This is a genomic window from Flavobacterium sp., assembly GCF_017744675.1.
Classification (GTDB): domain Bacteria; phylum Bacteroidota; class Bacteroidia; order Flavobacteriales; family Flavobacteriaceae; genus Flavobacterium.
Genome location: NZ_JAGIAV010000005.1, coordinates 177,992 through 202,455 on the forward strand (window position 1 = coordinate 177,992; position 24,464 = coordinate 202,455).

Genomic DNA, 24,464 nt, shown 5'->3' on the forward strand with positions numbered 1-24,464 from the left:
GTTTTGGAATTTGGAATTTAAAATATTGGAATTTTATTCAGCATAAATTTCCCCACGATGCGGTTTCAAAGCATCTCTTACTTGAATCATATTTTCGTCGGTTACAACCATAAAAGCGATGGCGTACATTTCGTCTATGATTTTGAATCCGGTAATATTTAAAGGCAATTTTTCGATTGCTATATATTCTTTTAAATGAATTTCGTGATGCTCAGCTGTTTTAGCTGAAGCTGGTCCGCGGAAATCCCAAATCAATTTTATTTTTCTAGACATTTTTTTTTAAAGTTTCAAAGTGACAGAGAGACAAAGGTACAAAGTCTTTCTTAAAGGTTCTGAGATTCTAAGATACTAAGGTTCTAAGTTTTTTCTGTAGAGGCGCACTGCAGTGCGTCTACGCAATGTGTTTCGCAATATATTAAACACATTGCAGGGCGTCTCTAATATGCTTTATGCTAAAAAAATCCCCGAAATCTCCAAAATCTGCGAGAGAAAAAACTTTGAGATTTTGTTTCATATCTTCTGTAGAGGCGCACCTGCAGTGCGCCTCTACGATATACTTTGCGCCAATCTGTGTGCAAATTTTGCAGGAAATATAAAATCTCATTTCAAAATAGTACTTTTGCATGTTCTTTTCATAGAAAGAAAAGCTAATAGAATAAAAACACAAAAATGCCTAAAGAACTTTTACTTCAAGTTACACCAGAAATTGCTGCAAACGAATCATTGCTAAAAGACCATTTGTCTAAGCAAATCAAAGTTTCTGCTCAAGAAATCCAGCATGTTTCGATTTTAAAACGCTCTATAGACGCGCGTCAGAAAGCGATTAAAATCAATTTGAAAGTTCTTATTTATTTGAAAGGCGAACCTTTTCAAGAAACTAAAATCGAGCTTCCTATATATAAAGATGTTTCCGATGCACAAGAAGTAATTGTGGTTGGAGCAGGCCCAGCGGGACTTTTTGCCGCTTTACAATTGATTGAATTAGGTTTAAAGCCAATCGTATTGGAACGGGGAAAAGATGTCCGAGGACGTCGTCGTGATTTAAAAGCAATCAACCGCGAACATATTGTAAACGAAGATTCGAATTATTGTTTTGGCGAAGGTGGAGCAGGAACGTACTCTGACGGAAAGTTGTACACGCGTTCTAAAAAACGTGGCGATGTAACTCGAATTTTAGAACTTTTAGTAGCTTTTGGAGCTTCAGAAGATATTTTGGTAGAAGCACATCCGCATATTGGAACCAATAAATTGCCTAAAATTATTGAAGATATTCGAAATAAAATTAGAGAATTTGGAGGTCAAGTTTTGTTCGAAACTCGAGTGAGCGATATTCTGGTAAAGAATAATGAAGTTGAAGGAATTGTAACTCAGAACGGAGATAAAATTCATGCCAATAAATTAATCTTGGCAACAGGACATTCAGCACGTGATATTTTTGAATTATTAGACAAAAAGAAAATTTTAATAGAAGCAAAACCTTTTGCTTTAGGAGTTCGTGCAGAACATTCGCAGGAATTAATAGATAGTATTCAGTACAGCTGTGATTTCCGTGGAGAGCATTTACCGCCAGCACCATATTCAATTGTAAAACAAGTTAACGGCCGAGGAATGTATTCGTTTTGTATGTGTCCGGGTGGTGTAATCGCGCCATGTGCGACAAGTCCGGGTGAAGTGGTTACAAACGGCTGGTCGCCATCTAAACGAGATCAGTCAACGGCAAATTCTGGAATTGTGGTCGAATTGAAATTGGAAGATTTTAAACCTTTTGCAAAATTTGGCGCTTTGGCTGGAATGGAATTTCAAAAAAGCATCGAACAAAAAGCTTGGCATTTGGCGGGAGAGACTCAAAAAGTTCCGGCTCAAAGAATGATAGATTTTACCAAAAGCAAAGTTTCAGCAGATATTCCGAAAACTTCTTATGTTCCTGGAACTACTTCGGTTGAATTGGGACAGGTTTTTCCAGGATTTTTGACTCAGATTATGCGTCAAGGTTTTCAAGATTTTGGAAAATCAATGCGTGGTTATTTAACTAACGGAGCCATTTTACATGCGCCAGAAAGCAGAACTTCATCACCAGTAAGAATTCCGAGAGATCCTATGACCTTAGAGCATTTGCAAATCAAAGGATTATACCCTTGCGGGGAAGGTGCAGGTTACGCTGGCGGAATTATTTCTGCAGCAATCGATGGTGAAAAATGTGCCTTAATGATTGCGGAATCCTTGAAATAATTGACTTCAGGTTTTTTGGTCTAGTAAAGATTGTTATCTTAGTATTCTGATTTTAATAGAATATTCCCCCAAAGATGACCATACAAGAAATCGAAAAAAAATACGGATTTGAATACCCTTTCTTATACAAACAACTAGATGCCGATGGTATGTTGGATGTTGGAGAATATGGTCCAAATTGGTATACAGATGTTTATCCTACTTTAAAAGACAATCCGCCTTTACTTTTGCATTCGTATGATTTTGAATCGCTGAATTTAAAATCTGTTGCCGAAGAAATAGAAGAACTTCAAGACCCAGAAGATTATCGTAACATTAATCCAGAATTTAAGTTTATTCCGTTTGCCAAAAGCGGCAGTGGCGATCATTATTGTTTTTTCTTAAACGAAGAAAATAATGGAGATGTGCCAATTGTCTACGTTTGGCACGACATGAATGAAGTGAATTATCTGGCAAAAAATCTACAGGATTTTATCTTCAAAGTTTTATTGATCGATATGTCGAAACAAGATACTTACAACGAACTCAGCGACCAAGAATTTAGAGACGATATCGAATTGGTTTTTAAATCGCACAAAAAATATTTGACCGATCGTCAAAATGCCATTCTTGAAGAGATTCTAAAACGAGAACTCATCGATTATGAAATAAACGTTTCACCAAAAATTGTAGAGTCGGCTAGAGGTTTGTTAACAGATTATGAGTTAGAATCTATTGTCAACGAAGTAATTCCTTTCGATAAAATGAATCAAAGTTTTAAATATTCAAACGATTAGTTTTTAATGCAAAATATTCTCTATGAACTTTTTCTCTAACTTGTTTGGGCGCAATAGTGATCCGAAATCCATAATTTCTTTTGATATCATAAATTCTATTTACTCCTATCTATATAGTGAGCAGTATAATCTTGAATTTAAAGTAAAAGGAATTCAGGAAGATGTTATTGTTAATTTATATAACTTTCCAACCTCTCTGGATCATGAAGAAGGAAATGCAGAAATAAAGAAAGCAGGTTTTAACAATCCTTATGAAGTTTTAAATGAGCTTTATAAAAAAATGGATATTGCCGCTCTTTCTGATGATGCGATTCAGGAAGGATTAGAATATGATTTTATTCACATTCAGTTTTATTCAGAACCGACTTCAGAGGAGAAGAAGTTCTTTAAGCGTTCTGTAAAAAACTTTGTCATCTTTTTTTGCTGTACTAATAGTTTAGAAACAAACGATTTTAAAATATTGTACTCCGGAAGACATTTCTTCGACTACACGCAAGGATTATTAGAAAGCGAGCTTTTAGATATAGACAATCCAAAGAATGAAAGCCAAGCAATAGGAATAAAAGATTTTAAATTGGTTTTGCAAGGCATCTGCCAGTATTTGGATATAGAAATTCCTGAAACGGTAGAACTTCCTTCGTCTGAAAATTTAGTAGAAACGGAAGAAGCTACTTTAGAAACTTTTGAAGAATTTGTAAAATTGGTTACTCGAGGCAATATTGAAGAGGAAGAACTCAAAAAGCAATCGAAAATTCTTCTCGAAAATTACCAAAAAGGAAGTACTGAATATCACGCCATTGTTTTTGGCCATTTTGATTTTTTCGAAAGTATTGATGCTTGGAACAGCGACTGGAAATTCGATCCTGAAGATGCAGAATATTTTATTTCTGAAATGATTGGTGAAGATTTGAATTTCGAATATCCCGAAGAAACCTATAGCCATGACTTGTTTCCGTACATACAAACAGCTTTAGAAAAACGAGGCTTTGAATTAATGAGCTACAATACAAATGGCGATAATTATTTGTTTTTTGTTGCCAATAAAGAAGATGTAGACAGAATTTTAGAATTATCAGAAATTACTAAAATTGAAATTGATCAATTGTAATATTTGCCACGAATTCACGAATTTATTTAAAAACTTTACGCATAGATTTTAAAAATAAAATTTGTGAATTGCTCCGCCTGTTCGCTATCGCTCGAGTCGTGGCGAAAAAAACTATGGGATCAAAATAATTTTTCCGGTGCTTTTTCTGCTTTCCAAGAAATCATGTGCCAGTTTTCCTTCTGATAATTTGAATGATGTTGGTTCAGAAAGTTTGATTTTTCCTTCAGTGATCCAGCTGAACAATTGAGTTGCTCTTTTAATTCTTTCTTCTTTAGAGTTTAAATAACTCCACAAATCTCCACCAGTCAAAGTTTTAGAGCCATCCATTAACATTCTTGGATCTACCGGTTCAGGATCGCCACCCGCCATTCCGAAGAAAACGACTTGACCGCATTCTTTAGTGACTTCAAAACTTTCTTTTAAAGTGCTTCCGATACTATCGTAAACAACATCAATACCATTTGGAAGAATTTTAAAAACTTGCGATTTCCAATCGTCATTATAAAGAAAAACATGATCAGCGCCTTGTTCAAATCCGATTTTTGCTTTTTCAGAAGATGAGGTTAAACCAATAACAGTTGCTCCCAAAAGTTTGCTAATTTGTGTTAGTATTTGTCCAACACCACCAGCGACTGCATGTATTAAAACAGTTTCTCCTTTTGCAGTTTTATGGCTGTCGGTGGCCAAATAATGAGCTGTTAAACCTTGCAATAAAACAGAAGCTGCGGTTTCAAAAGAAATGCTTTCAGACAACGGAATAATGTGATTGACATTTACGGCAACCAGTTCTGCATTGGCAAACGGAGCATCTGCAAAAGCCACGCGATCCCCAATTTTAAATTCTGGATGACTATTGGAATCAACCACAATTCCTGCGCCTTCATAACCGGCAATAAAAGGCGGATTTCCTTTTAAGTGATAATTCCCTTTACGTCGGTAAACATCGGCAAAATTTAGTCCAATGGCTTTCATCTCAACTAAAATCTCATCGTTTTTTAATTGTGGATTAGGGATTTCTATATATTCTAAAACATCTGATTCTCCAAAAGAAGAAAAGGTAAGTGCTTTCATTTTTAGTTTTTTTAATGTTTACAAAGAACGGAAAATATATTGGCTCCACTTTAAAGATAACCTCAAAAAAAAAGTAACAACTTGAGGTTGTTACTTTGAGTTAAATTAAAAGGTTGAGATACCTAATAATGGTTTATTTTTTAGTTGTAGGTTTTATTTCTGTTACAATCAAATTCACAGTTGTATCCCCTATATTTTTTGCCATATGTGTAACAGCAGGTATGTACATGGCATCTCCGGCTTTAATATCGATAGTAACGGGCGCTTTGCCTTTATCGGTTATTTCAATTTTTCCATCAGCCAATGCATAGATGGTGTGGTCAGGATGATGATGCCATGGAATTGTTTCTCCCGGAGTAATCTCAACTTGCATTATTCTTACCCTTTCATTCTCAAGAATTACTTTTTTATACGCGTTAGGCGCTGCTTTTAATGGGTCTTGTGCATAGATATTCATACTTAACATCAAAAGTAATAGTATGAATAGAGGCATTAAGTTGTTTTTAATTGTTTTCATTTCATTTCTTTTTTATTGGTTAAATTTTTCCAGAATTGTTTATTGCGTGTTCTTTTTGAGAACTTTGTCATAGTTGCGTTTTATGGAAAAGACAGAGTTCTCTTGTAGCGCATTTTTTTAATTAGTGCTAAGAGGCAGATTTCCTGACTCGAAAAATTACGGTTAGGATATTTAACTAGAAAAATTGGATTTCATTTTGCAGATGAGGTCCCTGGATTTAGGTACTGAAGATTCCCATGAAGCCTGCTTGAATCCGTCGTTTTTTTCGGCTTATCTTCACTAGTTTGGGAAATTGAAGTGCGATAAATAGCGTCTATTTTGGGACATCTAATTTACAAAAAAAAGAGATGTGAAATGTTTTAAAATTAAATTATTAGACCTGTTATTGTTTGAAGCGCATTTGTTTTTAATTATTTGTATTTGTGTTAATCCGAATATTCATGAAATTACATAATAAAACCATTAGTAAATACTTGTAATTACCAATGGTTTTATAACTGTTTTAGATTTTATTTTTAGGGTGCTTTTAAAACTTTTAAGGTTTTATATTTTCGGCAATTTCATATCGTTAAAAGTGCTTTTTTGTTTGGCTAAAGCTTCGATGTCCTGCCATTTTCTAGGAGAATCTGCCGAAAGGTTTTCGTATGAATCTTTTAGCATTAAAATATCATCTTCGATACGAACGCCAATATTCCACCACTTTTTATCGCATTTACTGTTTGGCGGAATGTAAATTCCAGGTTCAACTGTAAGAATCATGTTTTCTTTTAAAGTTCCCATGTAATTTCCTTTGTCGTGAACATCTAAACCAAGAAAATGCGAACAGCCATGCGGATAATAAATTCTGGAATCTTTAGGATCGGTAATAATTCCTAGTTTGAGCAATCCAGCAGTTATGACTTCTTTTGCTTTTTTGTTTAAATCCTGAATAGGAGTTCCTTCCTTACAGATTTTAAAAACTTCTTCCTGCGCCTCATAAACGATTTGATAAATCGCTTTCTGCTCTTCAGTAAATTTCCCGTTTGCAGGAACTGTTCTTGTAACGTCTGCAGAATAACCGTGGTATTCAGAACCAACATCCATCAGCAGTAACTGATTGTCGATTTTTGTAGCATTATTATCTCCATAGTGCAAAATACATCCGTTTGCTCCAGCTCCAACAATTGGAGGATAGCCTTCGTCCTCTGCACCATAATGTCTGTGAACGTAAGCATGAATTCCGTCAGCTTCATTTTCGCTCATATCAGGTCCAACTGCTTTCATCACTTCATTGTGAGCAACGCAAGAAAGTTTTACCGTTTTACGCATCAGAACGAGTTCTTCTGGGGTTTTTATTTCGCGAAGAGAATTGGTTATTTTGTCAAATAAAGTTGTGGAAGCTTCATTTGCTGTTGTAATTCCAGCTTTTGATTTAAACGATTTCAATAAAGCATATAAGTTATCCGGATTATTGCTTTCGGCAACATCTGTTGGAAATTTGTCGTAAATGACTTTTTCAAATTTTGAAAAATCAATATCAAATGCATTAAAATCTTTTCCATTATAAGCAGTTGTAAAACCTAATTTCGATTTAGCGCCTTCAATTCCTAAGCGTCTTCCTGTCCAAGTTTCGCGAGCTGCGTTTCTTTCTCTTACAAAAAGAACTTCGTTATATTTTTCTGCTCCTTGCGGTTCTTTAAAAAGCAATAAAATAGCATCTGGTTCTTTGTATCCTGCTAAATAATACATGTCGGGATTTGCGTGGTAATTGTAATTAATGTCTTTTGAAAAAACTTTTTCTGGATAAGAAAAAACAACGGCAACCGAGTTTGCAGGCATTAAAGCCCTAAAAGCCTCGCGTCGTCCTTTATGAAATTCTTTTCTGAGATAATCTGTTGGTAGGTTTTCTTGCGAATGAACAAAGGTTGCGGTCAATGCAAGGGCAAAAAATAGAAATTTTTTCATTTTTCGGGTTTTTTATTGATGATTTTTTGGCTTTTTGATTGATGCAAATTACAAAAAAAATAAAGCGATTGAATTGAAATTAAAATATTGAAAGATAAAACTTTAAATAAAATGCAGTAACTTAGATAAAGAAAATAATGATTTTTACTAAAATCTAAATTTTAAAAAACCGCTAACTGGGCATGAATATTGAGTAAAGAATTTTTAGAGAGTGATTTTAATCTTCAAAAAACAAATTATAAATCTTTAAAATACATTTTTATGAAAAAATACACATTTGCAGTCCTTTCCGTTTTAACGTTATTATTTGCATCATGCTCGGCATCAAAAACAGATAAAAGCGCTGGCGATCTATTTGGCACCACTTGGGAATTAGAATACATTTCGGGACCAAGAATTGCTTTTGAGGGATTATATCCGAATAAAAAACCACAAATTACCTTTGATCAGAAAGAGACAAAAGTTTTTGGAAATAATGGATGCAATGGTTACAGCGCACCCTATACTTTGAGTGGTAAAAAGTTGACTTTTGGAGAACCTGGTCCAACAACAATGATGTTTTGTGAAGGTGGAGGAGAACAGCAGTTTGTAAAACAAATGTCAAAAATTACAAGCTATAGCATCGATACAGATGGAAAGTTGATTTTGAATGAAGGCGATGTCGCAATGATGCGATTTAAAAAAGTAGCAAAACAATAATGTAAGCTAGTTCAACTTTGTCAAAGTTTTAAACTTTGACAAAGTGTACTCATAACAAAAGGGGAAATGAATAGTCATTTCCCCTTTTTGTTTTTTATGCTGAAGCAGCTATTTAATTTAACAGTTCGATATTTTTACTGATGATGTTTTTGTCGGCAGCAGTTTTGGCTAAACGAAGAGCCGTTTCAAAATGTTGTAAGGCTTTTTTGGAATCAATTTCAGAGTATAGATTCCCGAGCAGAGAATAATAAAAATGATTATCGGTTAAATTCAGTTTTTCGGCTTCTTTGATTGCTTCTTGCTTGCCTTTTACTTTAGATAGTGCATACGTTCTGTTTAAAGCCACAATGGAAGAATATTCTAAAATGATCAGGTTGTTGTAAAGCTCTAAAATGTTATCCCATTTCTCGATGGTTTCTTTTTTGATGGTGTGCCAATAGGCAATTCCAGCTTCAAGATGATATTTTGAAAGTATATTTCCAGTTGAGGATTGGCTTAAAAAATAAGTTCCTCGGTCTATTAATTCTTGATTCCAAAGCGACTGATCTTGATCTTCATATAAAATAATTTCGCCGTTTAAACCCGTTCGGGCATCAAATCTTGAAGAATGAAAACACATTAAGGCCATCAAAGCATTAGTCTGAGGCAGATTGGTGCTTTCGTTTTGAATTAATAAATAAGTAAGACGCATGGCTTCTGTGCAAAGATCTCTTCGTAAAGTGGTATTTTGCGAAATAGAGTAGTAGCCTTCAGAATAAAGCAGGTAAATGGTTTTAAGAACGGTTTGTATTCGGTCTTTTATTTCAGAATTGCTCGGATTTTGGATTTTGATATTCTCTTCTTTGAGTTTTTCTTTGGCACGATTAATTCTTTTATAAATGACTTCTTTATTAGATAAAAAAGCATCCGAAATCTCATTTATTCCAAAACCGCACAATAAATTTAAAGCAAGGGCGATTTGAGCTTCTTCAGAATTGCACGGATTGCAAACCGTAAATATCATCGCAAGCTGACTATCGGCAATATTCTGATCAGATAAATCAATATCGATTTCAGAATTGTTTAAAGGTGTATTATGTTTTATTTCGGCAACTATTTTGGTGTCAAAAATGTTGTTTCTTTTCAAGTAGTTTTTGGTTTTGTTTTTCGCTGCAGTATACAGCCAAGCAGTTGGGTTTTCTGGAATCCCTTTAATTGCCCAAGTTTCTGAAGCGGCCAAAAAAGTGTCGCTTACAATATCTTCGGCAATTTCGATATGCTGAATTCCAAATAAGCTGCAGAGAACTGAAACGATTTTTTGATATTCGGTTCTGAATAAATTAGGTAAAAGTTCTTTGTGCTCCATATTTTAAGAGAAAAATGCCTTCATAAAGATACAAAGGCATTTTTATTTCAGTTGGTTTATTATTTAAACGCCCATTCTAATTTCGACATTACCGCCAAAATTTAGAACCGGACATCCTTGTGCGATTTCGGCAGCTTCATCATAATCTTTGGCTTTAATGATTATTAAGCCGCCGATTGATTCTTTAATTTCAACAAATGGACCATCTGTAACTCCTTTAGAATTGACTAGTTTTCCTTGTCCGTCCCAACGCTGTAAAGGTCTCGCCAGTTTATCTTGAGCGGCGAGGCTGCCAAACCAGTTTTGCCATTGCTGCAGGTGCTGTTGGTATTCTTCTGGAGAAGGCTGTGCTTCTTTTGTTTTAAAATCTCTTCTGAAAATCAATAAAAACTCATTCATTTTTTAATGTTTTATAATTGAATAATTTTACTTGGAGTGGTATAAAGTTAATTGTTTTTACAAAATAAAATCAATTGCGATTTATCCAAATTGTCCAACTCGATAAGTTCCTGGAGTATTAGCAAAAGTAATATTAAGACGATTCCAAGCATTAATTGCGGCAACTGCAAGCGTAAGATCTATTAGTTCTTGTTGTGTAAATTCAGCTTTTGCAATTTCATAAATTTCGTCTGGAACATCGCAAGCATTTACGGCTTCTGCCAGAGCAAGAGCAACTCTTTCTCTTTTTGTATAATAAGGAGTTTCTTTCCACACGCTTAATCCAAATAAACGCTGTGGTGTTTCTCCAGCTGCTAAAGCTTCTTTTGAGTGCATGTCTAAACAATAACCGCAGTTGTTGATTTGAGATACTCTGAAATTTATTAATTCCATAAGAGATGGTTCGATTGTTCCTTTTTTCAAATAGCCACTGATTCCAAATAATGTACTGATTGCTTTTTGACCTTGTTCGAATAAATTTAATCTAGTTTCCATGATGTATATTTTTTAATTGTTTATACCCTAATAACAATCGAACTTTCAGAATTGGACAAAAAATGGAAAAAAAATTAAAATATTTTTCAAATTAGAAGAAAACGCCAGTGTTTATAAGGGTTTATGAAATAAAAAAAAAGCCATCTTTTTGAAGACAGCCTTCTTTGGTTGATAGAATATTTGTAAAATTGTCCTATTGGCAAACCCCAGCGGGGTAAAATATTTATAGAATTTCAATAAGACAAATAGAAAAAGCTCCAGAGGAGCGACATATTTTTTAAATTCTAATATATGTCGCTCCTCTGGAGCTTTGTATGGTAAAAAAATATTGTTGCTATAAATATTTCGCTTCTCCGAAGCTTACAATATTCAATTATTACTATTTATTTCTTTTTCAATTTATCTTTAAAAACCTTTTCAAATTTTTCTAGTTTAGGCTGAATCACCATTTTGCAATACGGCTGATTTTTGTTGTTGGCATAATAATTTTGATGATAATCTTCGGCTTTATAGAAAGCTTTAAATGGTTCGACTTTGGTCACAATCGGACTGTTGTAAACTTTAGCTTTGTTTAATTCTGCAATAATGCTTTGAGCCGCTTTTTTCTGTTCTTCATTTCTATAAAAAATAACAGAGCGATATTGCGTTCCAACATCAGCTCCCTGACGGTTTAAGGTCGTTGGATCATGAACGGTAAAAAACACTTTGAAGATTTCGTTAATGTCAGTAACCGTTTTATCGTATGTAATTTGAACTACTTCTGCGTGACCTGTTTCTCCCGTGCAAACTTCTTCGTAAGTTGGGTTGGCAACATTTCCGCCTGAAAATCCTGAAACCACAGATTTTACTCCATCCAGATTTTCGTAAACGGCTTCTACACACCAGTAGCATCCTCCGCCAAGCGTAATGGTTTCGAGATTAGATTTTTTATTTTGAGAAATGCCATGTAGCGAAAGTGCCAAAAGACATATTAAAAGTATATTTTTCATTTGTATATTATTTGTGATCTGGAATAAAATCAAGAGCAATCGAATTCATGCAATAGCGTTTTCCTGTAGGAGGAGGACCATCATCAAAAATATGGCCTAAATGTCCGCCGCAACGTCCGCAAAGCGCTTCCGTTCTTTCCATTCCTAGCGAATTATCTTCTTTAAAAACGATGCTTTTTTTATTTTCCTGTTCAAAGAAACTTGGCCACCCACAGCTGCTGGAGAACTTTGCAGTAGATCTAAAAAGGAAATTGCCGCAAGAGGCGCAGTAATACGTTCCTTTTTCGTCAGTATTCCAGTATTTTCCGGTAAAAGGTCTTTCGGTGTCTGCCTCACGCATTACAGCATAAACATCTTCGGGTAAAACCTTTTTCCATTCGGCATTGCTGACATTTAGTTTAGTTGTGTCGGTGTTGGAATAATAAGGATTTCCGGGTTTACTGATTTTATTTTCCATAACAGCAGTTTTGGCAGATTGTTTTTTATTGTTTTGTCCGCAGGCTTGTAAAATAAAAAGCGGCAGTAAAAAACAAAGGCTGAAAATTAGGTTTTTAGATTTCATAAGTTCTTGGATGCTTTAATCTGTATTTCAAAGATACGTCGAGATTTAGCTTCAAATTACAGGCAGAGTTATTATTGAGATTTTTTTAAGTGTGTTTTAACTTTTTATTAGTTACGTAAAATGAGACAATGTAGTTTTTATGTCTTAATTTTAACAGCTTTTAAATTTTAGCATAATTATTGGGTTGTAAATCAGAAAAATAGAAATTAGGTTGTGTGCCGAGCTTTTGACAATTTTAATTAGCATTTTTAAGCCATTTCTTTTTTCGTATTTTTGTTTGCTTAAGAAGCCTTATGACAGAAGAAAACGTAATACTAGTTAATCAAAACGATGAACAGATTGGCTTAATGCCAAAATTAGAAGCACATGAAAAAGCGCTTTTGCACCGTGCCTTTTCGGTTTTTATTTTAAATAGTAAAAACGAAATTATGCTCCAGCAGCGTGCTCATCATAAATACCATTCGCCTTTACTGTGGACCAATACTTGCTGTAGTCACCAGAGAGAAGGCGAGAGCAATATCGAAGCAGGAAGCCGAAGATTGTTTGAAGAAATGGGGTTTAAGGCTGAATTGAAAGAACTATTTCATTTTATCTATAAAGCACCTTTTGATAATGGTTTGACAGAGCATGAGCTAGACCATGTTATGATTGGTTATTATAATGAAGAACCAAACATAAACCCAGACGAAGTAGAAGACTGGAAATGGATGAGTATTGAAGATGTGAAAGCAGATATTGAAAAACAGCCCGAAATTTATACCGTATGGTTTAAGATAATTTTTGATGAATTTGATCATTATCTCGAAGACCATAAATTATAGCCAACTAACCAGAAGCATAAATGAGAGTAACCATATCAAGAAAAGCGCATTTTAATGCTGCACATCGACTGCATCGAAAGGATTGGTCATTTGAAAAAAACGATGCTGTTTTTGGAAAATGCAACAACCCGAACTTTCATGGTCATAATTATGGTTTAACAGTAAGTGTTACAGGAAAAATTGACCCCGAAACTGGTTTTGTTTTAGATGTGAAAGTATTAGCGGATATTATACGAGAAGAAGTAGAAATTCCGTTTGATCACAAGAATCTCAATCTGGACGTTCCAGAATTTGCAGATTTAAATCCAACTGCAGAAAATATTGCAGTTGTGATATGGAATAAAATTAGACAACGTATTCATACCGACTTCGATCTGGAAGTGGTATTGAACGAGACGGAACGAAATTTTGTAACTTATAAAGGAGAATAAAAAATGTCATTGAAAATAGGAGATATAGTTCCGAATTTTACTGCGAAAGACAACAATGGAGAACTTTTTGAAAGCCAAAGCGTTTTAGGAAGAAAGCCACTGGTAATTTATTTTTACCCAAAAGATAATACACCTGGCTGTACAACCGAAGCGTGCACCTTTCGGGATCAATATCAAGATTTTAAAGATTTGGGAGCTGAGGTAATTGGTATTAGCAGCGATAGTGTAAAGTCACATCATAAATTTGCTGCTAAACATAAATTACCTTTTATTTTGCTTTCAGATCAAGATAAGAGATTAAGAAAACTTTTTGGGGTGCGTAATAATCTGTTCGGACTTCTGCCAGGACGCGTTACCTATATAATAGATAGAAATGGTTTGCTGATTTCGATATTTGACAGCGCCAATGCGGCCAAACATATACCGAAAGCCTTAGAAATCGTACAAGAATTAGTATTATAAATGATCAAAATAGTATCAAACAAGAATTAATTAAACAAATATATTAGCCTAAAAAACATGAGCCAAAACTTATACCCTTTGCAATTTGAACCGATTTTAAAAGAAAGAATCTGGGGAGGAGAAAAACTGAAAACAATTCTAAACAAACCAATCGTTTCTAAAATTACTGGCGAAAGCTGGGAATTGTCTACTGTACCAGGCGATGTAAGTGTGGTTGCAAATGGCGTTTTAAAAGGAAAATCGTTAATGGATTTGATTGACGAAACACCAGATGCTATTTTAGGAACTAAAGTTTACGAAAGATTCGGGAAACAATTTCCGCTACTTTTTAAATACTTAGATGCGAGAGAAGATCTTTCGATTCAGGTTCACCCAAATGATAAATTAGCAAAAGAACGTCACAACTCATTCGGAAAGACTGAAATGTGGTACGTAATGCAAGCAGATCAAGACGCTAGAATTATTGTAGGGTTTAAAGAAGATTCTAGTAAAGAAGAATATTTAAAACATTTGCATGATAATACTCTAGTTTCTATTCTAGATGATGTGAAAGCAAAATCGGGAGATGTTTTCTTCTTAGAAACAGGAACAGTTCATGCAATTGGCGCGGGATTGGTAGTTGCAGAAATTCAACAAACTTCTGATATTACCTATAGATTATATGATTTTGATCGTGTTGATGCGCAAGGAAACAAAAGAGAATTGCACGTAGATCTTGCATTGGATGCCATTAACTATAATAAAGTTGATACCCAGAAAAAATACGAGACAAAAACAAATACTTCAAATACGGTTGTAGACTGTCCTTATTTTACAACTAATTTTCTTCCGTTAGAAGATAAATTAGAAGTTGCTAAAACAGGAGAAACTTTTACAGTTTATATGTGTATCGAAGGAGATTTTGAAATTGAGTATAACGGATTCAAACAAGCTTATAAAAAAGGAGACACTGTTTTGGTTCCAGCTGCAATAAATGCATTTAATTTGAACGGAAAAGCTTCAATTTTAGAAATTTACATTTCTTAGCATTAAATTTAAAGATTATATGTATTTTTGCAAACGCAAATTAAAATAAAAAGAAAATGGCAAACGTTAAGAATTTAAAGAAAGACATCAACTTCGTATTAGGAGATATTATTGAGGCAGTTTACTTGTTTGAGATGTCAACAACAGGAAATCCTACTCCAGAAACGAATGCTTTGGTCGATGAAGCTATTGCTGCATTCGATACTTTGATTACAAAAGTGAACGCAAAGAACGTTGAAAATAAAAAAGCACACTTCAAGCAAATTAATGTTGAATTAGAACAAGCTGCTAATCAATTGATTGAAAAAATCAACGCATTATAAGCAAAAAAAAGTGTAAAAAAGTGCAAATTTATTTTGGGAAAACGAAAAACCGCTTTATATTTGCACCCGTAATGACGCCGATGTAGCTCAGCTGGCTAGAGCAGCTGATTTGTAATCAGCAGGTCGTGGGTTCGAGTCCCTCTATCGGCTCAAAAAACGGAAACCATCACAGAAATGTGGTGGTTTTTTTAATTATAGAGAGAGGTGCGAAATTTTTTTTGGATTATTAAAAAACATTTCTATCTTTGCACTCGCAAAATAGGCCGATGTAGCTCAGCTGGCTAGAGCAGCTGATTTGTAATCAGCAGGTCGTGGGTTCGAGTCCCTCTATCGGCTCAAAAAACGGAAACCATCACAGAAATGTGGTGGTTTTTTTAATTATAGAGAGAGGTGCGAAATTTTTTTTGGATTATTAAAAAACATTTCTATCTTTGCACTCGCAAAATAGGCCGATGTAGCTCAGCTGGCTAGAGCAGCTGATTTGTAATCAGCAGGTCGTGGGTTCGAGTCCCTCTATCGGCTCAAAAACCATCACAGAAATGTGGTGGTTTTTTTTTTGTTCCAAAAATAAATAAATTCCAATTTTTGAAATTCCAAATTCCAAATCTTGAGAAATTCCAATATTTAAAATTCCAAATTCCAATTTTTTTCGCCCACTCGCTATCGCTCGGGTACAAATTCCAAATCTAAAATTCCAAATCTAAAATTCCAAATTCCAAATTGCTTCGCCGTTAGCTATCGCTGGGCTGCAAGTTCTAAACTCAAACCTTTGTCAAAGTTTAAAACTTTGACAAAGGTTTGAGAGGTAATAAAAATTCCAAATTCCAGTTCGTGTTAAGAATTGGAATTTGGATTTTAAATAATTGGAATTTAAAAAAATTATCTTCCCCATTTTTGGTGTGCTGATGTAAATTGTCCTGAAGACATTGCTGCCAAAATAGAGAGTTCGCCTGTTAGACATAATGCAATTGCTATTTCGGCAAATTTACCGCTCTTTCCTACTCCGTAACAGCCTAAAAGCTCAAGACATTCTCTTTGGGTTGGAAAAGACGTTCCTCCGCCAACAGTCCCCACGATCATGTTGGGCATTGTGATGGCATAATAAATATCACCGTCTTCTGTAATTTCCATTCTGGTAAATGAAAGAGCAGCTTCACCCGTACAGGCTACATCTTGTCCGCAAGCAATAAATAAAGCAGCAAGCGCATTCGATGGATGCATTCCGCTGCCTACTACGCCTGCTTTTTGGGCTCCTGTAACACATGCTTTCCATTGTTCGAACAATAACTCCGGAGTGGTCTTTAAAACCGATTTAACGACCTCTTTTTTTATTTCGATTTCTGCAGTAAGTTTTTTTCCGCGAACTCGAGTGTTCAAGGGGCTTATTTTTTTATCTCCAGAAAAATTACCTTCAATAGTCCAAAACACAGGTTTTATGGGGCAGTTTTCTATAATGTACTGACATATTCTATCTGAGCAAATAGTAACCATATTTTGTCCTGACGCATCACCAGTAGAAAATTCAAATTTTAAGATCAGAATATTTCCTTCTATGTTGATGCCGATATCATTTAAAATAGCGTAATTGCTGCTTTGTCGTGTTAGTATAGAAAAGGTTTCGGTATGGTCTAAAACCCATGAGACAAATTTGCCTAATTCGATTACGGTTTTAAATTTAAAAGTTGGGGTTCTTTGTACGCCTTCTTGAAGCGTAATTACAGTTATTGGTCCAGATTCTCTACAGGCTTTTGCGCCTCTATTGTAAGAGGCAAGCAATGCGCCTTCGGTTGTAGCGAGAGGAACATAGAAAGGTCCTTGGGCAACGCTTCCGTTTATTACCAATGGGCCAATAATTCCGGTAGGAATCTGGCTCATTCCGATGTAATTTTCGATATTGCCTTTTAAGCTTTCATTGTTGGTGAAAACTTTTTCTCCAGACAGAAAATCTAAATCTAAATTTAATTGGCTGCGAATAAAATTGAGACGCAATTTTTGACCATTTAATGTATAAGGATCTTGATCAGGAATTTTTTCTGCTTGAGAGTGTTTTGGATTATAAGATTCTAATTTGTGAAAAACGGACGAATCTATGTAATCATACTTAGGTCGACTGATGTTGCTGGTTAAATTTTCCATAAATGTAGTTTTTTAATTTGAAGCTAAGTTATTACAAATTAAATTTATATTTATGTAAATTCTGACAATTTAACTTTTAATTATTTGATTGTCAATTATTTATGATAATAAAAATGGATGCCAAAAAAAAAGGCATAAAAAAATCCTGTTCTTTTAAAAAACAGGATTTTTGAGAAGATCAAAAAGTGTTAATTTTAGTGTGTAACTTGTTGATTTTTATTTTATTAAGGTGTTGTGTCTGTCATTTTTATAATTTCGGCAGTGCGTTTTTTTGTAGGCGATGTTTTTTTTGGAGTCATTGATTTTGAATTGCCTCAAGAATTGCATTTTGAATTTTAAAGTAAGTAAACCTACTGTATTTGATAAACAAAAAATGCCCTGAAAAATTCAGGGCATTTTTGTTGTTATACAACGAATTACTTTTGTGTTTCGGTTGCTGCAGCTTCAGTGTTAGCGGCTGGAGTTTTTTGTTCTTCTTTTTTAATATCAGCTACATATTTTGTCAGTTTCTTTCCATAAAGCGATTGGGCAACTTTTGGAGTCATCGATTTTTGAATCGTATCAAGAAACTTTAAGTTGATGTCGTAAATCTCTGCTAAAGCAATGTAAGGCGCTACCTCGTGGTCTTTATTGTTGATGGCAAAGTTTGTAGCGTATAGATATTTTCTTTTGATGTTTGACTGTTGTTTTGCATCAATACTGTCAATTGCTTTTTGATCTTTTCTTTTTAGCGCTTTAAATTTTGATTCTACCATTGAAAGGTTTTCATCTCTAAAACGAGAGTTTATTTTTTGATATTCTTCGTATAATTCCTGATTTTTAGATCCAGTGATTTTTGCGCCAGCGATGAAGTTGTCTAAATTGGTGTCAATATTAATATTTCCTGGTTCGGCAAAGAATAAAATATTATTGTCTAAAGAGTTTGTTACGCCTCGATCTAAATATAGGTATAGCATTTCTGGAGATTCTAATTTAATGTCTCTTTCAAAAGCCGAATTTCCGTCAATTTTAATGCTGTCAATGGCAACAAGAGAAGTGTCAACAATTCTTTGGATATATAAAGTTCCGGTTTTTAACCCTTTAATGTTTCCTGTGATGTGTAGGTTGTCAGCAGCTGTTTCTTTTTTGCTGCAAGATGCTAATACTGCAAGTGTAACAAAAGCAATTAATGTTTTTTTCATTGGTTTTTGAGATTTTGGTGCAAAATAAAGAAAATAGTTTAAATGTAAAGAGACAGGCGTTTTATTTTTAGAAAAAAAATAAATCCCAATCTATTTCTAAATTGGGATTTTAAAGCAGTGTAGAAAAAGGTGTTACATTGATAAATTGAATGAAGTCCCGTTTTCGTGAGTATAAGTATAAAGTGCGTCACAGTCATTGTTTCCGTAATCGATAACGCCGTTTAAAATGCCTCCTTGTACTTTTAATTGTCCTTTAGAGATAAATAAACAAGAATATTTTTTAATTAAGGATTGTTGTACAGTCAAAGTAAGTGTTACGCCATTTGACGATGTTACGGTATGTGTGCCTTCTGTAATTTCGTAAACATTGTCAGATAGAACTAAAGGCGTATCTACACCTGCAGTTTGTTTGGTAGTATAAGTTCCAGAATTGGTGTAAACAGCTCCTTGTAAATCTGTCAATTTACCATTAGTAACTTTTCTAGTCCATTGTGGTACGGTAGGAGTAGTTGTAGTATTGACATATTCAATAGTTCCTTCTAATTTGATTCCGCTTATAGAATAATCAATTCTTTCAATGGTCATTTTGCTTCCAGTTTCAGTGATTGGTCCAGAAAGCGTTATTTTTAGTTTTCCTTTTCTTGTAAGGTTTCCGTCTTGGCACCCAGTTGTTCCGAAATCAGCTAAAAAAACTTTAGGATAATTTCCTGCATTTGTTGTAACTGTAATTGTTGCGCAAACTCCAGGAGCGGTTTCGGCAGTTTTTCCAGTAGTTGAGGTGTTGGTGCCAATTGAAAGACCAGTGTTAAGATCCATTTCGTTTGAAGTGTCTACTGCAACTGAAGCTCCAATGCTGGTTAGATTTGTTGATGCTGTTTCATCGTGATTGTCGCTTGAACAAGAAACATAAATAAGTGCTGTTGCACAAAGAGTTGTTAATAAAACGATAGTTTTTTTCATAGTGGTATTTGTTTTGGATTAGATTAATAAGGCAATCAAATGTAATAAAAAAACGAATTACAATTAAAAAATCCTGTAATGGTTAATTTACAGGATCAATAACGCTTTTTAGAAGAAAAAATTATCATAAGTAATTTTAGAAATAACTTTAAACAGATTTGTAATAATCGCTTTTTGCCTTTCTAATTTTTTTGTATTCTTCCCAATTGAAACGATTTAGAAAATCGGCTGCATTTTGAGCGCCTCTTATAAAAAGGTCGATTTTTGCATCGTCGGTAAGGTTGAAGTTTAACCAGTTATGGCTTCCAGTATCAATATATCCGATTAGGTTTTTAAAATCTGGATTCTTTTGCAAAAATTCAGAGTCATAACCGTATCGGGCAGTGTCGAACATCGAGCTTATTAGGTTGGAGAATTTTTCATTCTTGTTAATTTCGTTTTTATCATAACCCAGTTTAATTCCGAAAGTTGGAGAAGCAGGCACATTAAGGTTTTCGTGAAAAATATCGATTGGAAAATTGGAAATAATACCGCCATCCATAAACATAACTTCAGATGGCACTGATGTTCGGAGGCATGTTGCATCATTCCATTTATTCCAAGCCTCAATTCCGCTTGGGATATTTTTTATTTTAAAAGGGGTGAAAAATAACGGAATCGACATCGAAGCGCGCACAAAATCGGCTGGATTCTGTACATCTGGATTAGAATAAAATAAATCAATCATTTTCGGAAATATGATTTTGCTTTCTGTGGTAATATCTGCCGTAATTATTGCCATTTGACTCCAATGATCTACTCTTGTATATTCTGCTTTGTCTCCTTGATTTGGTAGATTTATTCGATATAATTTGTTTTCGTCTGAGACTCCTTTTGCTCTTAATGCTTTCAAATCGGCATAATTTTTTATTCCTTTTTGCGAAAGCAGATTGGTCATCCATTGATGAAAATTGTTTCCCGGATTTAATCCCAAATCATCTTTAAAGTTATCCACCACCTGACAGCCTTTCATTATTAATTTCAAATTTCCAGCATCACTTAATAAGGCATCGATAAATTCACGTGCGTCATGATCGCCATCAACAAAATCATATAAGTTTTTATTGCATAAACAATCTAGAATCCATTCTGACTTTTCCATATCGCAAGTTCCTGCAGCTGCCATAAGCATTGTGTTAATGCTTCCTGCTGAGGTTCCTGCCAGGCTTAAAAAACGAATTCCCATTTTTTCTAAAACATATACATAACCGACTAGAGCGATTCCGAGAACGCCGCCTCCTTCTTGTACGAGATCAACATACTGGCAATTATTATTGTCTATAATGTCAGAGTATTTTTTGTCTTTAATCTGTTCTTTTAAATCTTTTATAATTGCTAGAACTGCTCCATTTTCGGTAAATTTCTTTTTATCCATGATTTCTAGAATTTTAGATTTGTTTTTGTAATTTATTGGTTTTTAAAGTTATAGAATCATGTTTTGCGAGAAAAGGGGAGATTAGCCCTTTTTTGAAGGGTAATTTTTAGGACAAAAAAAATCCTGCAAACTTAATTTGCAGGATTTCTAAATATTTATTTTGAAATGAATTATTTAATCATTTCGAAACTTCTCTTAACAAACGCAGTAAGCGCTTCACCTTTTAATAGGTTTTGAGATAATTTAGCTAAATCTAAAGCTTGTTTAACTAAGTGTTCTTGGTGCGTTTTGTCTTCTGTATTTAAAATGCTTGAAGCCAAATCAGAATTGGTATTTACAACCAAATTGTACATTTCTGGCATATTACCCATTCCGAACATTCCTCCGCCACCAGTTTGGCTCATTTCCTTCATTCTACGCATAAATTCTGGCTGCGTGATAATGAAAGGAGCTGCTTGAGAATCCATCGCTTCCAATTGAACGCTATACGCTTTTGGAATATAAGCTTCTAAAGAAGTTTTAAGGGCTGCTTTTTCGTCATCAGATAACTTAGAAATAGCATTTTCTTCTTTTTTGATTAAGTTGTCAATGTGATCAGAGTCAACACGTACAAAAGTTAATCCGCTGTTATCGTTTTCAATTTTCTGAATTAAGTGTGAAATAATCGGAGAATCTAAAAGCAATACTTCGTATCCTTTATCTTTTGCAGCTTGAATATAAGAGTGTTGAGCATCTTTGTTTCCGGCATAAAGAACTACCAATTTACCATCTTTATCCGTCTGGTTTTCTTTTAGTTTTTCTTTTAATTCGTCTAAAGTAAAGTACGTGTCGTCTACCGTTGGGTATAAAACAAATGCACCTGCTTTTTCGTAGAATTTCTCTTCAGAAAGCATTCCGTATTCTAAAACGATTTTGATATCGTTCCATTTTGCTTCAAAATCAGCACGGTTTTCGTTAAATAAAGCTTTTAATTTATCAGCTACTTTACGAGTAATGTAGTTTGAAATTTTCTTAACCGCTCCGTCAGCCTGTAAACCAGAACGAGAAACGTTTAACGGAATATCTGGCGAATCGATCACTCCTTTTAGCATAGTTAAGAATTCAGGAACAATTCCTTCTACGTTGTCAGTAACGTAAACTTGGTTTTGGTACAACTGAATTTTATCTTTCTGGATCTGCATGTCTGTACCCAATTTAGGGAAATACAAAATACCAGTTAAGTTAAACGGATAATCTACATTTAAATGAATGTTGAATAACGGCTCTTCAAATTGCATTGGATACAATTCTCTGTAGAAGTTTTTGTAATCCTCATCAGATAATTCAGAAGGCTGTTTTGTCCAAGCTGGATTTGGATTGTTAATGATATTGTCAGTTTCAACAGTTTCATTTACATAATCTTCTGGAGCATCTTCTGGTTTAGGAAGTGTTTCAGTTCTTGTTCCGAATTTAATCGGAATAGGCATGAATTTGTTGTATTTGTTTAATAAGCCAGCAATTTTAGAATCTTCTAAGAACTCAAGAGAATCTTCTGCAATGTGAAGAATAATTTCAGTTCCGCGTGAAGTTTTGTCAGCAGGCTCTAAAGTAAACTCAGGACTTCCGTCGCATGTCCAATGTGCTGCAGGCTCATCTTTGTACGATTTTGTAATAATTTCAACTTTTTCAGCTACCATAAATGCAGAGTAGAAACCAAGACCAAAATGTCCGATGATTCCAGAATCTTTTGCAGAATCTTTGTATTTGTCCAAAAATTCCTCAGCACCAGAAAAAGCTACCTGATTGATGTATTTTTCAACTTCATCAGCCGTCATACCCAAACCTTGATCGATAATGTGGATTTTTTTGCCTTCTTTGTCCACTTTAACTTCAATAATTGGGTTTCCGTATTCTACTTTAGCTTCACCAATGCTAATTAGATGTTTTAATTTTAAAGTAGCATCAGTACCGTTAGAAACAAGCTCACGCAAGAAAATTTCGTGGTCACTGTACAAGAACTTTTTAATTAATGGAAAAATGTTTTCTACCGAAACATTAATTTTACCTGTTGCCATATTTTTTAATTTTTTGATTTAATTTGATGATTTTCATTCATTCAAATAGAATACCAATTGTTTTTTGGGTGACAAAATGTCGGAAATGTTAATTTTGAAAGAAAATAAATAGATTCTAAAACGAAAAATATCTTAATGAATCGTATATTTGTGGTACAATAATTGTTAAAAAGGCAAGTTATTAATCTAAAAAAATTGTACAAAATGAAGAAGAGTATTTTTATATGCTTGATTGCCGCTATGTTTTTTGCATGCAAATCAGCTTCGTCAACAACAGCTTCATCATCTGAAGCAACAACGCTTTCAACAAAACTTGACAAATCGACTCAAGTAGCGTTAAAAGGAAATTGGGTGCTTACCAATGTGTCTTATCCGGGGTCGGATTACATCAAAGTAAATTCATTTGATTTAGCCGATTCTAAATGTTTTATTGGAAGTACTTGGAGCTTTATTTCAAATAATAATAAAGGAAATATGGCTTTAACTTCTCCAAGTTGTACTGGATTTTCTTCGCCAATTGTATGGAGTATCAATAGCCAAGGTTTGTTTGTGTTAAAAATTCTTAACGCAGGAGAAAAAGCAAAAAAAGTAAGAGATGGTTATTTGCTTAAAGTTGCTGGCGTAACTGAAAGCTCGTTTCAGTTAATTGATAACATCAACGTTGGGGGTCAGGTAAAAGATGTAGTTTACCAATTCCAAAGAGCTAATTAATTATTTAAAGATATAGAAAATGAGAAAGATAACAGTTTTAGGTCTAAGCAGTTTAATGGTTATAGCAAGTTTTTTTACGAGCTGTGATTCTGTAAAAAACGCAAATAATACACAAAAAGGAGCCGGAATTGGAGCAGTTGCAGGTGGTGTAATTGGTGGTATTTTAGGAAATAATATTGGTCGAGGCGGAAACGCTGCTTTAGGGGCTGCAATTGGTGCTGCCGTAGGTGGTGGAACTGGAGCTTTGATCGGAAATAAAATGGACAAACAAGCTCGTGAAATTGATCAGGCTTTACCAGGTGCTTCTGTTGAAAGAGTTGGAGAGGGAATTCACTTGACATTAAACGAAAATGCAGTGCGTTTTGATACGAACAAATCTACTTTAACAACTCAAGCAAAAGCGAACCTAGATAAATTAGTTCCAGTATTTACTGAGTACGGAGATACAGATATTCAAATTTTTGGTTACACAGATAATACAGGAAAACCAGAATATAACTTAACGCTTTCTGGACAAAGAGCGGCTTCTGTGCAAGCTTATTTAGTTTCAAAAGGATTAAAATCTAGCCGTTTCAAAACTTCAGGTTTAGGAATTGCAGATCCAATTGCAACAAATGACACTCCAGAAGGAAGAGCTCAAAACCGTCGTGTTGAATTTTCAATTACAGCAAACGACAAAATGGTTAACGATGCTAAAAAGGAAGCTGGAAAATAATTTCTTATAAAATAAAAGGTAGAAAAAGCTGTTTCATAATTGAAGCAGCTTTTTTTT

General features: G+C 34.3%; 25 protein-coding genes and 3 tRNA genes. 14 read left to right on the plus strand and 14 right to left on the minus strand.

Translation table 11 applies throughout. The annotated features are described in order from the left end of the window. Positions 1 to 33 precede the first annotated feature (33 nt). Positions 34 to 273 carry a hypothetical protein gene (locus tag J7574_RS17805; protein ID WP_290971677.1) on the minus strand — a complete coding sequence of 80 codons (240 nt, stop codon included), beginning with the start codon at positions 271 to 273 and terminating at the stop codon, positions 34 to 36. A gap of 396 nt (positions 274 to 669) precedes the next feature. On the opposite strand from J7574_RS17805, the gene J7574_RS17810 reads away from it, so the two are divergent. The 3 genes from J7574_RS17810 to J7574_RS17820 all read left to right on the plus strand — a co-directional run bounded on the left by J7574_RS17810 (position 670) and on the right by J7574_RS17820 (position 4,113). Next, positions 670 to 2,229: an NAD(P)/FAD-dependent oxidoreductase gene (locus J7574_RS17810; RefSeq protein ID WP_290971680.1), complete on the plus strand. Its 1,560-nt coding sequence runs from the start codon at positions 670 to 672 to the stop codon at positions 2,227 to 2,229. Positions 2,230 to 2,303: 74 nt separating this feature from the next. Next, a complete protein-coding gene (locus J7574_RS17815; RefSeq protein WP_290971682.1) occupies positions 2,304 to 3,005 on the plus strand; it encodes an SMI1/KNR4 family protein in 702 nt (233 codons plus the stop codon). A gap of 22 nt (positions 3,006 to 3,027) precedes the next feature. After that, entirely contained in the window at positions 3,028 to 4,113 is a 1,086-nt protein-coding gene (locus tag J7574_RS17820) for a hypothetical protein (protein WP_290971685.1), read from the plus strand. 111 nt (positions 4,114 to 4,224) lie between these two features. Here the strand turns inward: J7574_RS17820 and J7574_RS17825 are convergent, their stop codons facing one another. The 3 genes from J7574_RS17825 to J7574_RS17835 form a co-directional block, all read right to left on the minus strand. Next, the gene (locus J7574_RS17825) at positions 4,225 to 5,184 is read right to left on the minus strand and encodes a quinone oxidoreductase (RefSeq protein WP_290971687.1); all 960 of its coding nucleotides are present in this window, start codon (positions 5,182 to 5,184) and stop codon (positions 4,225 to 4,227) included. A 133-nt stretch (positions 5,185 to 5,317) separates the two neighbouring features. Further along, positions 5,318 to 5,701 carry a cupin domain-containing protein gene (locus tag J7574_RS17830; protein WP_290971690.1) on the minus strand — a complete coding sequence of 128 codons (384 nt, stop codon included), beginning with the start codon at positions 5,699 to 5,701 and terminating at the stop codon, positions 5,318 to 5,320. Between the two features lie 543 nt (positions 5,702 to 6,244). Beyond that, positions 6,245 to 7,645 carry an aminopeptidase P N-terminal domain-containing protein gene (locus J7574_RS17835; RefSeq protein ID WP_290971692.1) on the minus strand — a complete coding sequence of 467 codons (1,401 nt, stop codon included), beginning with the start codon at positions 7,643 to 7,645 and terminating at the stop codon, positions 6,245 to 6,247. A gap of 261 nt (positions 7,646 to 7,906) precedes the next feature. Between J7574_RS17835 and J7574_RS17840 the strand changes: the two genes are divergently transcribed. Next, positions 7,907 to 8,344, plus strand: a complete 438-nt coding sequence (locus J7574_RS17840; RefSeq protein WP_290971695.1) for an META domain-containing protein — start codon at positions 7,907 to 7,909, stop codon at positions 8,342 to 8,344. A 112-nt stretch (positions 8,345 to 8,456) separates the two neighbouring features. On the opposite strand, the gene J7574_RS17845 is transcribed toward J7574_RS17840, so the two are convergent. From J7574_RS17845 to msrB, 5 genes are all read right to left on the minus strand, one after another. Further along, positions 8,457 to 9,689: a DUF6596 domain-containing protein gene (locus J7574_RS17845; protein ID WP_290971698.1), complete on the minus strand. Its 1,233-nt coding sequence runs from the start codon at positions 9,687 to 9,689 to the stop codon at positions 8,457 to 8,459. Positions 9,690 to 9,752: 63 nt separating this feature from the next. After that, positions 9,753 to 10,088, minus strand: coding sequence for a YciI family protein (locus J7574_RS17850; RefSeq protein ID WP_111364290.1), 336 nt, complete (start codon positions 10,086 to 10,088; stop codon positions 9,753 to 9,755). An 81-nt stretch (positions 10,089 to 10,169) separates the two neighbouring features. Beyond that, positions 10,170 to 10,622 (minus strand): carboxymuconolactone decarboxylase family protein, encoded by a 453-nt coding sequence (locus tag J7574_RS17855; protein ID WP_290971705.1) that lies wholly within the window; start codon positions 10,620 to 10,622, stop codon positions 10,170 to 10,172. A 383-nt stretch (positions 10,623 to 11,005) separates the two neighbouring features. Further along, complete coding sequence (msrA, locus tag J7574_RS17860; RefSeq protein WP_290971708.1) at positions 11,006 to 11,611, minus strand: peptide-methionine (S)-S-oxide reductase MsrA; 606 nt, start codon at positions 11,609 to 11,611, stop codon at positions 11,006 to 11,008. Between the two features lie 7 nt (positions 11,612 to 11,618). After that, entirely contained in the window at positions 11,619 to 12,173 is a 555-nt protein-coding gene (gene msrB, locus J7574_RS17865) for a peptide-methionine (R)-S-oxide reductase MsrB (RefSeq protein ID WP_290971711.1), read from the minus strand. 293 nt (positions 12,174 to 12,466) lie between these two features. Between msrB and idi the strand changes: the two genes are divergently transcribed. The 8 genes from idi (at position 12,467) to J7574_RS17905 (ending at position 15,758) form a co-directional block, all read left to right on the plus strand. Beyond that, positions 12,467 to 12,994, plus strand: a complete 528-nt coding sequence (gene idi / locus J7574_RS17870) for an isopentenyl-diphosphate Delta-isomerase (protein ID WP_129749010.1) — start codon at positions 12,467 to 12,469, stop codon at positions 12,992 to 12,994. A gap of 20 nt (positions 12,995 to 13,014) precedes the next feature. Then, a complete protein-coding gene (locus J7574_RS17875) occupies positions 13,015 to 13,425 on the plus strand; it encodes a 6-carboxytetrahydropterin synthase (protein WP_248728184.1) in 411 nt (136 codons plus the stop codon). Positions 13,426 to 13,428: 3 nt separating this feature from the next. Then, positions 13,429 to 13,887, plus strand: coding sequence for a peroxiredoxin (locus tag J7574_RS17880; protein WP_290971718.1), 459 nt, complete (start codon positions 13,429 to 13,431; stop codon positions 13,885 to 13,887). Between the two features lie 57 nt (positions 13,888 to 13,944). After that, positions 13,945 to 14,913: a type I phosphomannose isomerase catalytic subunit gene (locus tag J7574_RS17885; RefSeq protein ID WP_290971721.1), complete on the plus strand. Its 969-nt coding sequence runs from the start codon at positions 13,945 to 13,947 to the stop codon at positions 14,911 to 14,913. Positions 14,914 to 14,969: 56 nt separating this feature from the next. After that, positions 14,970 to 15,236 (plus strand): hypothetical protein, encoded by a 267-nt coding sequence (locus tag J7574_RS17890; RefSeq protein WP_111364281.1) that lies wholly within the window; start codon positions 14,970 to 14,972, stop codon positions 15,234 to 15,236. A 76-nt stretch (positions 15,237 to 15,312) separates the two neighbouring features. Next, positions 15,313 to 15,386 (plus strand) — tRNA-Thr (locus J7574_RS17895). A 112-nt stretch (positions 15,387 to 15,498) separates the two neighbouring features. Next, positions 15,499 to 15,572, plus strand: a tRNA-Thr gene (locus J7574_RS17900). A gap of 112 nt (positions 15,573 to 15,684) precedes the next feature. Beyond that, positions 15,685 to 15,758 (plus strand) — tRNA-Thr (locus tag J7574_RS17905). Positions 15,759 to 16,115: 357 nt separating this feature from the next. Here the strand turns inward: J7574_RS17905 and J7574_RS17910 are convergent. The 5 genes from J7574_RS17910 to htpG form a co-directional block, all read right to left on the minus strand. Beyond that, a complete protein-coding gene (locus J7574_RS17910) occupies positions 16,116 to 17,372 on the minus strand; it encodes a hydroxymethylglutaryl-CoA reductase (protein ID WP_160782773.1) in 1,257 nt (418 codons plus the stop codon). A gap of 416 nt (positions 17,373 to 17,788) precedes the next feature. Continuing rightward, positions 17,789 to 18,553 (minus strand): DUF4369 domain-containing protein, encoded by a 765-nt coding sequence (locus tag J7574_RS17915; protein ID WP_290971730.1) that lies wholly within the window; start codon positions 18,551 to 18,553, stop codon positions 17,789 to 17,791. A gap of 132 nt (positions 18,554 to 18,685) precedes the next feature. After that, positions 18,686 to 19,513, minus strand: coding sequence for a hypothetical protein (locus J7574_RS17920; protein WP_290971733.1), 828 nt, complete (start codon positions 19,511 to 19,513; stop codon positions 18,686 to 18,688). A 148-nt stretch (positions 19,514 to 19,661) separates the two neighbouring features. Then, positions 19,662 to 20,927: a patatin-like phospholipase family protein gene (locus J7574_RS17925; RefSeq protein WP_290971736.1), complete on the minus strand. Its 1,266-nt coding sequence runs from the start codon at positions 20,925 to 20,927 to the stop codon at positions 19,662 to 19,664. Positions 20,928 to 21,097: 170 nt separating this feature from the next. After that, complete coding sequence (gene htpG, locus J7574_RS17930; protein ID WP_290971740.1) at positions 21,098 to 22,981, minus strand: molecular chaperone HtpG; 1,884 nt, start codon at positions 22,979 to 22,981, stop codon at positions 21,098 to 21,100. A gap of 204 nt (positions 22,982 to 23,185) precedes the next feature. Between htpG and J7574_RS17935 the strand changes: the two genes are divergently transcribed. Together J7574_RS17935 and J7574_RS17940 are read left to right on the plus strand one after the other, a co-directional pair. Continuing rightward, positions 23,186 to 23,692 carry a lipocalin family protein gene (locus tag J7574_RS17935; RefSeq protein ID WP_290971743.1) on the plus strand — a complete coding sequence of 169 codons (507 nt, stop codon included), beginning with the start codon at positions 23,186 to 23,188 and terminating at the stop codon, positions 23,690 to 23,692. A 19-nt stretch (positions 23,693 to 23,711) separates the two neighbouring features. Continuing rightward, a complete protein-coding gene (locus J7574_RS17940; protein ID WP_290971746.1) occupies positions 23,712 to 24,407 on the plus strand; it encodes an OmpA family protein in 696 nt (231 codons plus the stop codon). The last annotated feature ends 57 nt before the right edge of the window (positions 24,408 to 24,464 follow it).

What these genes read in the sequence shown, in the direction of transcription:
- J7574_RS17805 (WP_290971677.1), bottom strand. Translation starts at nt 273, where the DNA reads ATGTCTAGAAAAATAAAATTGATTTGGGATTTCCGCGGACCAGCTTCA.
- J7574_RS17810 (WP_290971680.1), top strand. Translation starts at nt 670, where the DNA reads ATGCCTAAAGAACTTTTACTTCAAGTTACACCAGAAATTGCTGCAAAC.
- J7574_RS17815 (WP_290971682.1), top strand. Translation starts at nt 2,304, where the DNA reads ATGACCATACAAGAAATCGAAAAAAAATACGGATTTGAATACCCTTTC.
- J7574_RS17820 (WP_290971685.1), top strand. Translation starts at nt 3,028, where the DNA reads ATGAACTTTTTCTCTAACTTGTTTGGGCGCAATAGTGATCCGAAATCC.
- J7574_RS17825 (WP_290971687.1), bottom strand. Translation starts at nt 5,184, where the DNA reads ATGAAAGCACTTACCTTTTCTTCTTTTGGAGAATCAGATGTTTTAGAA.
- J7574_RS17830 (WP_290971690.1), bottom strand. Translation starts at nt 5,701, where the DNA reads ATGAAAACAATTAAAAACAACTTAATGCCTCTATTCATACTATTACTT.
- J7574_RS17835 (WP_290971692.1), bottom strand. Translation starts at nt 7,645, where the DNA reads ATGAAAAAATTTCTATTTTTTGCCCTTGCATTGACCGCAACCTTTGTT.
- J7574_RS17840 (WP_290971695.1), top strand. Translation starts at nt 7,907, where the DNA reads ATGAAAAAATACACATTTGCAGTCCTTTCCGTTTTAACGTTATTATTT.
- J7574_RS17845 (WP_290971698.1), bottom strand. Translation starts at nt 9,689, where the DNA reads ATGGAGCACAAAGAACTTTTACCTAATTTATTCAGAACCGAATATCAA.
- J7574_RS17850 (WP_111364290.1), bottom strand. Translation starts at nt 10,088, where the DNA reads ATGAATGAGTTTTTATTGATTTTCAGAAGAGATTTTAAAACAAAAGAA.
- J7574_RS17855 (WP_290971705.1), bottom strand. Translation starts at nt 10,622, where the DNA reads ATGGAAACTAGATTAAATTTATTCGAACAAGGTCAAAAAGCAATCAGT.
- msrA (WP_290971708.1), bottom strand. Translation starts at nt 11,611, where the DNA reads ATGAAAAATATACTTTTAATATGTCTTTTGGCACTTTCGCTACATGGC.
- msrB (WP_290971711.1), bottom strand. Translation starts at nt 12,173, where the DNA reads ATGAAATCTAAAAACCTAATTTTCAGCCTTTGTTTTTTACTGCCGCTT.
- idi (WP_129749010.1), top strand. Translation starts at nt 12,467, where the DNA reads ATGACAGAAGAAAACGTAATACTAGTTAATCAAAACGATGAACAGATT.
- J7574_RS17875 (WP_248728184.1), top strand. Translation starts at nt 13,015, where the DNA reads ATGAGAGTAACCATATCAAGAAAAGCGCATTTTAATGCTGCACATCGA.
- J7574_RS17880 (WP_290971718.1), top strand. Translation starts at nt 13,429, where the DNA reads ATGTCATTGAAAATAGGAGATATAGTTCCGAATTTTACTGCGAAAGAC.
- J7574_RS17885 (WP_290971721.1), top strand. Translation starts at nt 13,945, where the DNA reads ATGAGCCAAAACTTATACCCTTTGCAATTTGAACCGATTTTAAAAGAA.
- J7574_RS17890 (WP_111364281.1), top strand. Translation starts at nt 14,970, where the DNA reads ATGGCAAACGTTAAGAATTTAAAGAAAGACATCAACTTCGTATTAGGA.
- J7574_RS17910 (WP_160782773.1), bottom strand. Translation starts at nt 17,372, where the DNA reads ATGGAAAATTTAACCAGCAACATCAGTCGACCTAAGTATGATTACATA.
- J7574_RS17915 (WP_290971730.1), bottom strand. Translation starts at nt 18,553, where the DNA reads ATGAAAAAAACATTAATTGCTTTTGTTACACTTGCAGTATTAGCATCT.
- J7574_RS17920 (WP_290971733.1), bottom strand. Translation starts at nt 19,513, where the DNA reads ATGAAAAAAACTATCGTTTTATTAACAACTCTTTGTGCAACAGCACTT.
- J7574_RS17925 (WP_290971736.1), bottom strand. Translation starts at nt 20,927, where the DNA reads ATGGATAAAAAGAAATTTACCGAAAATGGAGCAGTTCTAGCAATTATA.
- htpG (WP_290971740.1), bottom strand. Translation starts at nt 22,981, where the DNA reads ATGGCAACAGGTAAAATTAATGTTTCGGTAGAAAACATTTTTCCATTA.
- J7574_RS17935 (WP_290971743.1), top strand. Translation starts at nt 23,186, where the DNA reads ATGAAGAAGAGTATTTTTATATGCTTGATTGCCGCTATGTTTTTTGCA.
- J7574_RS17940 (WP_290971746.1), top strand. Translation starts at nt 23,712, where the DNA reads ATGAGAAAGATAACAGTTTTAGGTCTAAGCAGTTTAATGGTTATAGCA.